At 66.8% G+C, this 10144-nt stretch carries 9 protein-coding genes; 1 reads left to right on the top strand and 8 read right to left on the bottom strand.

The window, feature by feature from the left end:
• Positions 1-81 precede the first annotated feature (81 nt).
• The 5 genes from ACM0PY_RS18125 to dapB form a co-directional block, all read right to left on the bottom strand.
• On the bottom strand, positions 82-999 hold the full coding sequence (locus tag ACM0PY_RS18125) for a phosphoglycerate mutase (RefSeq protein ID WP_180885842.1): 918 nt from the start codon (positions 997-999) through the stop codon (positions 82-84).
• Positions 1000-1003: 4 nt separating this feature from the next.
• Positions 1004-1468, bottom strand: a complete 465-nt coding sequence (gene greA / locus ACM0PY_RS18120) for a transcription elongation factor GreA (RefSeq protein ID WP_026347191.1) — start codon at positions 1466-1468, stop codon at positions 1004-1006.
• Positions 1469-1476: 8 nt separating this feature from the next.
• Positions 1477-4719, bottom strand: coding sequence for a carbamoyl-phosphate synthase large subunit (gene carB, locus ACM0PY_RS18115; protein ID WP_065177614.1), 3243 nt, complete (start codon positions 4717-4719; stop codon positions 1477-1479).
• 149 nt (positions 4720-4868) lie between these two features.
• Complete coding sequence (gene carA / locus ACM0PY_RS18110; protein ID WP_134972737.1) at positions 4869-5996, bottom strand: glutamine-hydrolyzing carbamoyl-phosphate synthase small subunit; 1128 nt, start codon at positions 5994-5996, stop codon at positions 4869-4871.
• A gap of 308 nt (positions 5997-6304) precedes the next feature.
• A complete protein-coding gene (dapB, locus tag ACM0PY_RS18105; RefSeq protein WP_180885844.1) occupies positions 6305-7024 on the bottom strand; it encodes a 4-hydroxy-tetrahydrodipicolinate reductase in 720 nt (239 codons plus the stop codon).
• 143 nt (positions 7025-7167) lie between these two features.
• On the opposite strand from dapB, the gene ACM0PY_RS18100 reads away from it, so the two are divergent.
• Positions 7168-7629: a DUF4304 domain-containing protein gene (locus tag ACM0PY_RS18100; protein WP_134972722.1), complete on the top strand. Its 462-nt coding sequence runs from the start codon at positions 7168-7170 to the stop codon at positions 7627-7629.
• Positions 7630-7696: 67 nt separating this feature from the next.
• Here ACM0PY_RS18100 and ACM0PY_RS18095 read toward each other — a convergent pair whose 3' ends face one another.
• The 3 genes from ACM0PY_RS18095 to ACM0PY_RS18085 are packed head-to-tail and all read right to left on the bottom strand — an operon-like array spanning position 7697 to position 10058.
• On the bottom strand, positions 7697-7942 hold the full coding sequence (locus ACM0PY_RS18095; RefSeq protein WP_065177612.1) for a DUF6587 family protein: 246 nt from the start codon (positions 7940-7942) through the stop codon (positions 7697-7699).
• Positions 7942-9807, bottom strand: a complete 1866-nt coding sequence (feoB, locus tag ACM0PY_RS18090; protein ID WP_134972721.1) for a ferrous iron transporter B — start codon at positions 9805-9807, stop codon at positions 7942-7944. The genes ACM0PY_RS18095 and feoB overlap by 1 nt, the downstream gene beginning before the upstream one ends.
• The gene (locus tag ACM0PY_RS18085; protein ID WP_049464336.1) at positions 9804-10058 is read right to left on the bottom strand and encodes a FeoA family protein; all 255 of its coding nucleotides are present in this window, start codon (positions 10056-10058) and stop codon (positions 9804-9806) included. The genes feoB and ACM0PY_RS18085 overlap by 4 nt, the downstream gene beginning before the upstream one ends.
• Positions 10059-10144 lie beyond the last annotated feature (86 nt).

Here is a 10144-nt window from a genome sequence, read left to right as displayed (position 1 = left end):
AGTGCCGGCCGCTGGCCGGCAACCCCGACAAACCCTGGGGGGTCAGAGCCGTTTTCCGATGGAAAACGGATCCGACCCCGGTCAGTCGTGCAGCTGGCGCGGCTTCTTCCAGAACTGCCAGCGCTGGCCACGGTCCAGCTGGAACTGCAGGCCGTCCTCGAAGTCCAGCACCAGCCGCTGCAGTTCGCCACGCCTCAGCGCGGCCAGCAACGGCCGGATCGCATCGTTGCCGAGCTGCTGCAGCGAACGCAGCTGGCGCAGGTCGACCAGTGCATCCACCGCCTGTTCGCCATCCACGGCCACACCGGCCGCCAAGGCCAGGCCCTGCAGCAGCGCGTCGCGGCTGCGCACCTGCGCGTGTGGGGTGCTGACCGACACCGGCATCACGCCACCGCCCCAGAACCACAGCGAATTGATCGGCTGTTGTCCCTGTGCGGCACGCTGCTGGTTCCAGGAATGGTTGTGCAGCAGCACCTGCGCCTCGGTCATCAGCGCCCGCCAGCGACGGCCGCCCTCGCCCTCCGGCAAATGCGAGAACAGGTCATCGCCCAGCACCTCGTCCGGACTGTCGAAGTCCGGCAGGGCCAGGTCGATCGGCAGGCGCAGGTACCAGCGCGACGGGTCCGGTGCGTCGAGCACGAATCCGGCATCGGCGAACAAGGGCTGCAGCACCGGCAGCAGGGCCAGGCTGTCGGCCAGCGTCGGCCGCAGCGTTTCGCCGTAGGCCATCATCCGCGCGCCATGCATGTCCGGCACCATGCAGGCCGGATCGGCACGTAGCCAGCTGGCGCCGGCCGCATCGCCGACGTCGCGCTGGCGGGTCAACGCGGCCACCGGCCAGTGCGGCGCGGCAACCGCAAAATGGCGCGTCAGCTGCGCGCGCTCGCCCGGCACGACCTGCACCGTCGTGGCACGGCCGAGCGCGCGTGCCACATCGTCCGGCAGCGCAGCCGCGGCAAAGCGGCTGCGTGCAGGCAACAGCAGGGTCGCCGTCGCCACGCGGTCAGTCCACGTAGCTGACGCTGACGATCTCGTACTCGCGCTGGCCGGCCGGGGCGTCGATCACGATCGAATCGCCTTCCAGCTTGCCGATCATCGCCCGCGCCACCGGCGAGGAAATCGCGATCAGGCCCAGCTTGATGTCCGCTTCCAGGTCACCGACGATCTGGTACTTCTTCTCTTCGTCGGTTTCCACGTCGGCCAGCGTCACGCTGGCGCCGAACACCACCTTGGAGCCGGCATTGAGCTTGCTCACGTCGATGATCTCGGCGTGCGACAGCTCGCCCTCCAGCTGCTTGATGCGGCCTTCGATGAAGCCCTGTTCCTCGCGCGCGGCGTGGTACTCGGCATTCTCCTTCAGGTCACCGTGCTCACGCGCTTCGGCAATGGCGGCGATGACCTTCGGGCGCTTGACCGACTTCAGGTGATCCAGTTCGTCGCGCAGCTTCTGCGCGCCCTTCATGGTGATGGGGGCTCTCATGCATTCAACTCCTTGTGCAGCTCCTGCAGCGACCAGACGGGGCCGGTGCCGCGGAATTCCAGTGAATCCACCAGCGCCTTGGCGCCGGCAATGGTGGTCGAGTAGGTGACGCGGTGCTGCAGCGCCTCGCGGCGGATCGAGAACGAGTCGTTGATCGCCGAACGACCTTCGGTCGTGTTGACGATGTAGACGATCTCGCCGTTCTTGATCGAGTCGACGATGTGCGGACGGCCTTCGACCACCTTGTTGATGATCTCGCAGTCCATGCCGTGCTGCTGCAGCCACGCGGCGGTGCCACGGGTGGCGACCAGGCTGTAGCCACGCGCCAGCAGCGCCTTGGCCACCGGCAGCACGCGCTTCTTGTCCGGGTCGCGGACCGAGACGAAGGCCTTGCCGACCGGCGGTGCCTTGATGCCACCGGCTTCCTGCGCACGCGCAAAGGCGGCGTTGAAGGTGCGGCCGACGCCCATCACCTCGCCGGTGGAGCGCATCTCCGGCCCGAGGATCGGATCGACGCCCTGGAACTTGGCGAACGGGAAGATCGCTTCCTTCACCGAGTAGTAGTCCGGCACGATTTCCTTGGTCGCGCCCTGCTCGGCCAGGCTCTTGCCAGCCATGCAACGGGCGGCGATCTTCGCCAGCGCCATGCCGGTGGCCTTGGACACGAACGGCACGGTGCGCGAGGCACGCGGGTTCACTTCCAGCAGGTAGATGGTGTCGGCACCCTCGTCGCTGGTCTGGATCGCGAACTGGGTGTTCATCAGGCCGACCACGTTCAGGGCCTTGGCCAGCTCCACCACCTGGCGGCGCAGTTCGGCCTGGGTTTCAGCCGACAGCGAATACGGCGGCAGCGAGCACGAGGAATCGCCCGAGTGCACGCCAGCTTCTTCGATGTGCTCCATCACGCCACCGATCAGGACGTTGCCATCCTTGTCGGCAATGATGTCGACGTCGCACTCGACAGCATTGTCGAGGAAGCGGTCCAGCAGCACCGGCGAATCGTTGGACACCTTCACAGCGTCGCGCACGTAACGGGCCAGGTCGGCTTCGCCGTAGACGATTTCCATGGCACGGCCGCCCAGCACGTAGCTCGGGCGCACCACCAGCGGGTAGCCGATCTCGCGGGCCAGCAGCAGGGCTTCCTGATCATTGCGGGCGATGCGGTTCGGCGGCTGCTTCAGGCCCAGCTTGTCCACCAGCTGCTGGAAGCGCTCGCGGTCTTCGGCCAGGTCGATCGAGTCCGGGCTGGTGCCAATCACCGGCACGCCGTTGGCTTCCAGCGCGCGCGCCAGCTTCAGCGGGGTCTGGCCGCCGTACTGCACGATCACGCCCTTCGGCTGTTCCAGTTCGACGATTTCCAGCACGTCTTCCAGGGTCAGCGGCTCGAAGTACAGGCGGTCGGAGGTGTCGTAGTCGGTCGACACGGTTTCCGGGTTGCAGTTGACCATGATGGTTTCATAGCCATCCTCGCGCAGCGCCAGTGCCGCGTGCACGCAGCAGTAGTCGAACTCGATGCCCTGGCCGATGCGGTTCGGGCCACCGCCCAGGATCATGATCTTGTCGCGGTTGCTCGGCGCGGCCTCGCACTCGTCCTCGTAGGTCGAGTACAGGTAGGCGGTACCGGTGGAGAACTCACCGGCACAGGAGTCCACGCGCTTGTAGACCGGGCGCACCTTGTGCGCACGACGCAGCGCGCGGATGGCGGCTTCGTTGGTGCCGGTCAGCTGCGCCAGGCGCGCGTCGGAGAAGCCAGCGCGCTTCAGCTTGCGCAGGCGTGCGGCATCCAGCGCATCGATGCCGCCGGCAGCGACTTCGGCTTCGGCCGCGATGATTTCCTCGATCTGGTCCAGGAACCAGTGATCGATGAACGACAGTGCGTAGATCTCTTCCACGCTCATGCCGGCGCGGAACGCATCGGCCACATAGAACAGGCGCTCCGGGCCCGGCGCCTTCAGCTCGCGACGCAGGGTCTGCAGGTCGTCTTCGTTGCCCAGGTCCAGGCCGGTCGGGTCGAAGCCGACCTTGCCGGTTTCCAGGCCACGCAGGGCCTTCTGCACCGACTCCTGGAAGGTGCGGCCCATCGCCATCACCTCGCCCACCGACTTCATCTGGGTGGTCAGGCGGGCATCGGCGGCCGGGAACTTCTCGAAGGCGAAGCGCGGGATCTTGGTGACGACGTAGTCGATGGACGGCTCGAACGAGGCCGGGGTCAGGCCGCCGGTGATTTCGTTCTTCAGTTCGTCCAGGGTGTAGCCCACGGCCAGCTTGGCGGCGACCTTGGCGATCGGGAAGCCGGTGGCCTTGGAAGCCAGCGCCGAGGAACGCGACACGCGCGGGTTCATCTCGATGACGACCACGCGGCCGGTCTTCGGGTTGATGCCGAACTGCACGTTCGAGCCACCGGTATCGACGCCAATCTTGCGCAGCACGGCGATGGAGGCATCGCGCAGGCGCTGGTATTCCTTGTCGGTCAGGGTCTGGGCCGGGGCCACGGTGATCGAGTCACCGGTGTGCACGCCCATCGGGTCCAGGTTTTCGATCGAGCAGACGATGATGCAGTTGTCCGCAGTGTCGCGGACCACTTCCATCTCGAATTCCTTCCAGCCCAGCACCGACTCTTCCACCAGCACTTCGGTGGTCGGCGACAGTTCCAGGCCGCGGCTGACGATCTCGACCAGCTCTTCGCGGTTGTAGGCAATGCCGCCACCGCTGCCGCCCAGGGTGAAGCTGGGGCGGATGATGGTCGGATAGCCGACGCGGGTCTGGATTTCCAGCGCTTCGTCCAGGGTGTGGGCGACGGCGGCAGTCGGGCACTCCAGGCCGATCTCACCCATGGCCACGCGGAACAGCTCGCGGTCTTCGGCCATGCGGATCGCTTCGCGCTTGGCGCCGATCAGTTCGACGTTGTACTTCTCCAGCACGCCGTGGTCGGCCAGGTCCAGCGCGCAGTTCAGCGCGGTCTGGCCACCCATGGTCGGCAGCAGCGCATCGGGCTTTTCCTTGGCGATGATCTTCTCGACCGTCTGCCAGTTGATCGGCTCGATGTAGACGGCGTCGGCCATCTCCGGGTCGGTCATGATCGTGGCCGGGTTGCTGTTGACCAGCACCACGCGGTAACCCTCGTCACGCAGGGCCTTGCAGGCCTGGGCACCGGAGTAGTCGAACTCGCAGGCCTGGCCGATGACGATCGGGCCAGCACCGATGATGAGGATGGTCTTGAGGTCAGTGCGCTTGGGCATTTTCTTCTCTAAGTCAGTACAGCGTGACAAGGGGGAGTGATCGCACGCTGTCGATCAGGAATCTTGATCCGCAGCGCCGCGCCAGTGGCAGCAGCGATGCGGGGTTTACGGTCCATCGCGACGCCACCGGGGGGCCGGCGGCGTACTGATCACGCCTTGGCCTGCTCCATCAGCGCCACGAAACGGTCGAACAGCGGACCGACGTCGTGCGGGCCGGGCGACGCTTCCGGATGGCCCTGGAACGAGAACGCCGGCACGTCGGTGCGGGCCACGCCCTGGTTGGTGCCGTCGAACAGCGAACGGTGGGTCACGCGCAGGGTCGGCGGCAGGGTCGCTTCATCGATCGCGAAACCGTGGTTCTGCGAGGTGATCATCACCCGGCCGCTGTCCAGGTCCTGCACCGGGTGGTTGGCACCGTGGTGGCCGTGGCCCATCTTCATGGTCTGCGCGCCCGAGGCCAGGCCCAGCAGCTGGTGGCCCAGGCAGATGCCGAAGGTCGGAATCTTCACGTCGATGAAGGTCTTGATCGCTTCGATGGCGTAGTCGCACGGTTCCGGGTCACCCGGGCCGTTGGACAGGAACACGCCGTCCGGCTTCAGTGCCAGCACCTCGGCGGCCGGGGTCTGCGCCGGCACCACGGTCACTTCGCAGCCGCGCTCGGCCAGCATGCGCAGGATGTTGGTCTTCACGCCGAAGTCGTAGGCCACGACCTTGAACCGGGCCGGCACGCTGACGAAGGCGTTGGCATCCAGGTCCAGCTGGCCCTCGGTCCAGGTGTAGGTCTTCTCGGTAGTGACGACCTTGGCCAGATCCATGCCCTTCAGCCCCGGGAACTTGCGGGCGGCTTCCAGTGCCTTTTCCACGTCGATGTCGCCGGCCATCAGCGCACCGTTCTGCGCGCCCTTCTCGCGCAGGATGCGGGTCAGCTTCCGGGTGTCGATGCCGGCGATGGCGACTACGCCACGCTGGATCAACCAGTCCTGCAGCGACACCTGGCTGCGCCAGTTGCTGGGACGGCGCGGAACGTCGCGCACGATCAGGCCGGCCGACCACACCTTGGACGCTTCGTCGTCCTGGTCGGTCATGCCGGTGTTGCCGATATGCGGATAGGTCAGCGTGACCATCTGCCGGGCGTAGGACGGGTCGGTCAACACTTCCTGATAGCCGGTCATGGCGGTGTTGAACACCACTTCACCGACGGACAGGCCGGGCGCGCCTACGGATTCGCCCTCGAATACGGTGCCGTCTTCGAGGACGAGGATTGCGGCTTGGGTCACGGGAATCTCACTTTGGCTACCGAGGGGGCTGCCGAAGTCACGCCTGCGCTTCACGGAAATCCGGTTGCAAAAAAGCGCGGACGTACGGTCTGGGACCGGTCCGGCTTTCGTGATTCGGCGAGTGCGAATTGTAGCGCTGCCGGGGCGCTCGCGCCAGCGGTTATCGCGCTTCATGAACAGGCGATTGCGCATTCATTTCGATCCGGCCGGGTATGCGGCACCCGCCACCCGGTAGTGCCGGTCGCTGGCCGGCAACCCCATTGGCTCCCGTCACCCAAGGTTGCCGGCCAGCGGCCGGCACTACCGCCTTACGCCAGCAGGTCCCGCACCCGGTAGCTGCCCGGGGCCCGGCCCTGCAGCTGGCGGGCGGCGAACAGGGCGCCGCGGGCGAAGATGTCGCGGTTGGTGGCCCGGTGTACCAGCTCGATGCGCTCGCCCAGCCCGGTGAACTGCACCAGGTGCTCGCCGACGATGTCGCCGGCGCGCAGGCTGGCGTAATGCGGTTCCGCCCCGCCCCGCTGGGCGGCCGCGCCCAGGGTCAGTGCAGTGCCCGATGGCGCGTCCTTCTTCTGGGTGTGGTGCGATTCGACGATGTCGCAGTCCCAGCCAGCCAGCGCCTGTGCCGCGCGCTCGACCAGCTCGTCCAGTACCGCCACGCCCAGGCTGAAGTTCGAGGCCCAGACCAGCGGGATCTTCGCCGCTGCCGCATCCAACGCCTGGCGCTGCGTGCTGGAAATGCCGGTGGTACCCGACACCAGCCCTGCCCCGCGATCCACGCACAGCGCCAGCAGCGGGTCGAAGCCCTCCGGCAGGCTGAAGTCAATGGCCACATCGAACACAGGCGCACCAGGCAGTTCGCTGGCCGCAAAGAACGGCACACCGTCGACCACGCGCTGCGCCGGCGCGCGACCGGTCACGGCGGCCACGACCTGCAGGGTTTCGGGATGTTCAGCGGCCAACCGCAGCAGGGCTTGGCCCATGCGCCCGGAGGCACCGTGAATGAGCAATCGCAGGGGAGTCAGGTTCATGCCTGCAGGCTAGCGGCAGCACGCCCGCTCCGGCAAGCGCCATCGCTGCGATGCTGCATGCCCCTGCGGTGACGGGTTTGCCACTGGACGCGGCAACGCTCCCCTTCAAGTCTGTGGCCCTTCCCTCAGCCCGGGCAAAACCCATGAAATCCTCGACCGTCTTCAGCAAATGCGCCAGGAAGACCGGTTATGCCGGGACGTCGACCACGCGCTACCGCTTGCTGGATGCCGCCCTGCTTGTCGTTAATCACCAGCGCGCCAGCGAAAGCCGGGGCTTCTATGTGAATGCTGGACTCTACTTTCCAGAGCTGCTCGCGTATCCCCTCGCGCCTGACGATCTTGAAACGGCTTTCCGGTACCGCTCCAGCATTCCCACGCCCCATGTCGACTGGCGGATCGAAGAAACGCCGGGCCTGCGCCGGACCTTCATCCAGCAGGATCTTGATGACCTGCTGGAGGCCGGCAACCGCGACGCGCTGAAAGCCCTGCTGCTCGATGCCCTGGCTGACGTGGCGGGTTTCGCAGCAGCCTATGGAAACCGCGAATCGGTGCGGCGATTGAATCAGGACGGGAACTTCCGCGCGATCATCCGCAGAGAGGTCTGAACCCTGGAAAGCGTGCGGGTCGAAAGTTCGCACCCTCCGGACAGCCGCGGTCCAGCATGGCTGGACGCTACTTCTTGGTCGGCCCGCAGCTGTCGCACCCCCCACAGGCACCGCCCCCACCGCTGGCCGGCGGCGCGATCTTCCGCCCCAGCGCCTGCAGCCAGGCCGCGCGACCCGGCTTCAGCAGGGCCAGCGCCAAGGCCCCGCGCAGCGTGCGCACGGTGCCCGGGAACTGCTTCTTCAGCACCACCCAGGCACTGACCAGCACGGCCACCGCGATGATCAGGTACTGGATCAGCAGCCCGGTATCCATCAGCCGCCTCCCAGCGCCCTGGTCACCTGGTAGGTGATCAGCGCGGCCACGTAAGCCGCGGCAAACAGGTAGAACGCGGCAAAGCCCATCTGCTTCCACGAGTTGGTCTCGCGCTTGATGGTCGCCAGCGTCGAGATGCACATCGGGGCGTAGATGTACCAGACCAGCAGCGACAGGGCCGTGGCCAGCGACCAGCCATCGCTGATCAGCGGGGTCAGCGCCTGGCTGGCGGCATCGTCATCGGCGGCCGACAGCGCATACACGGTGGCCAGCGACGACACCGCCACCTCACGCGCAGCCAGGCCCGGAATCAGCGCGATGCAGATCTGCCAGTTGAAGCCCAGCGGTGCGAAGAAGACCGCCATCGCATGGCCGATCCGGCCGGCGTAGCTGTAGTCGATGGCCGGCATCGTGGCATCGGCCGGGGCCGCCGGGAACGACAGCAACACCCACAGCAGGATGGTCAGCGCCAGGATGATGCCGCCGACGCGCTTTAGGAAGATCATGCCGCGCTCGTACAGGCCGACCGCCAGGTCACGCACATGTGGCAGGCGGTACGACGGCAGCTCCAGCATCAGCGGGTGCTCACTCTTGTCGCGGCGCCACTTCTTCATGATCCAGGACATCGCCAGCGCACTGAGGATGCCGGCGGCGTACAGGCCGAACAGGACCAGGCCCTGCTGGTTGAACACCCCCCACACCGTCTTCTGCGGAATGAACGCACCGATCAGCAGGGCGTACACCGGCAGGCGCGCCGAGCAGGTCATCAGCGGTGCGACCAGGATGGTGGCCAGGCGGTCACGCGGGTCCTGGATGCTGCGCGTGGACATGATGCCCGGCACCGCGCAGGCGAAGCTGGACAGCAGCGGGATGAACGAGCGGCCGGACAGGCCGGCGGCGGCCATCATGCGGTCGAGCAGGAACGCCGCACGTGGCAGGTAGCCGGATTCCTCCAGCACCAGGATGAAGAAGAACAGGATCAGGATCTGCGGCAGGAACACCACCACGCCACCGACGCCGGCGATGATGCCATCGGTCAGCAGGCTGGCCAGCGGACCCTCCGGCAACACGCTGCCAACGAGAGCACCGAGCCAGGCGAAGCCCGCCTCGATGCCATCCATCAACGGCGTCGCCCAGGCGTACACCGCCTGGAAGATCAGGAACATCACCACTGCAAGGCTGATCAGCCCGAACACCGGGTGCAGCAGCCAGCGGTCCAGCGCGTCGTCGATCTTCGCGGTCCGCGCCGGCATCCGCACGGCGACCGACAGGATCTCGCGCACCTTGGCGTGGTAATCGATGCCACCTTCCGGGCCCGGCACCGGCGCATCCAGGTGCGGCACCATCGCATCGAGGCGCTCGACCAGGGCCTTGGCACCCTGCTTGCGCACCGCCACGGTCTCCACCACCGGTACGCCCAGCTCGCGCTCCAGCGCGGCCACGTCCACCTGGATGCCACGGCGCTGGGCCGCATCGACCATGTTCAGGGCGACCACCATCGGCTTGCCCAGCTCACGCAGCTCCAGCGCGAAGCGCAGGTGCAGGCGCAGGTTGGTGGCGTCGATCACGCACAACAGCACGTCCGGCGCAGCTTCGCCCGGGTAGAAGCCCCGGCACAGGTCACGGGTGATTGCCTCATCCAGGCTGGCCGGATGCAGGCTGTAGGCACCCGGCAGGTCGAGCACGGCGAATTCGCGGCCGGACGGCGCACGCAGGCGGCCTTCCTTGCGCTCGACGGTGACGCCGGTGTAGTTGGCGACCTTCTGCCGGCTGCCGGTCAGCTGGTTGAACAGCGCGGTCTTGCCGCTGTTGGGGTTGCCGACCAGCGCGATGCGCAGCGGTGAGGCGGAGACAGTGACGGTCATGCGCGTCGTTCCTGACTGACGGCGTCGACCACGACGCGCTTGGCTTCACTGATCCGCAGCGCGAACCGGGTGAACCCGACCTGCACCAGCAGCGGCTCGCCCCCCACCGGGCCCTTGGCCACCAGGCGTACTTCCTCGCCATTCACGAAACCCAGCTCGCGCAGGCGGCGGGCAATGGCATCGTTGGCATGCAGGTCCTGCACGGACTCGACCACGGCCGAGGTGTGCAGCGGCAGTTCGGACAGCGTCATCTAGCGTGTTCTCTGCTGGATGTAAATGGTTCTCGATTCTAACATTCCCGCGTCGCGTCATGGCCCATGACCAATGGCCCGCTATG

The organism is Stenotrophomonas sp. BR163 (genome assembly GCF_047520985.2).
In the GTDB taxonomy this organism is placed as follows: Bacteria; Pseudomonadota; Gammaproteobacteria; order Xanthomonadales; family Xanthomonadaceae; genus Stenotrophomonas; species Stenotrophomonas sepilia.
This window is presented reverse-complemented; position numbering and strand designations above follow the sequence as displayed.

Bases quoted from the DNA above. Each gene is read 5' to 3' on its own strand.
- feoB (WP_134972721.1), bottom strand. From the start codon at position 9,807: ATGACCGTCACTGTCTCCGCCTCACCGCTGCGCATCGCGCTGGTCGGC.
- ACM0PY_RS18100 (WP_134972722.1), top strand. From the start codon at position 7,168: ATGAAATCCTCGACCGTCTTCAGCAAATGCGCCAGGAAGACCGGTTAT.
- carB (WP_065177614.1), bottom strand. From the start codon at position 4,719: ATGCCCAAGCGCACTGACCTCAAGACCATCCTCATCATCGGTGCTGGC.
- ACM0PY_RS18085 (WP_049464336.1), bottom strand. From the start codon at position 10,058: ATGACGCTGTCCGAACTGCCGCTGCACACCTCGGCCGTGGTCGAGTCC.
- dapB (WP_180885844.1), bottom strand. From the start codon at position 7,024: ATGAACCTGACTCCCCTGCGATTGCTCATTCACGGTGCCTCCGGGCGC.
- ACM0PY_RS18095 (WP_065177612.1), bottom strand. From the start codon at position 7,942: ATGGATACCGGGCTGCTGATCCAGTACCTGATCATCGCGGTGGCCGTG.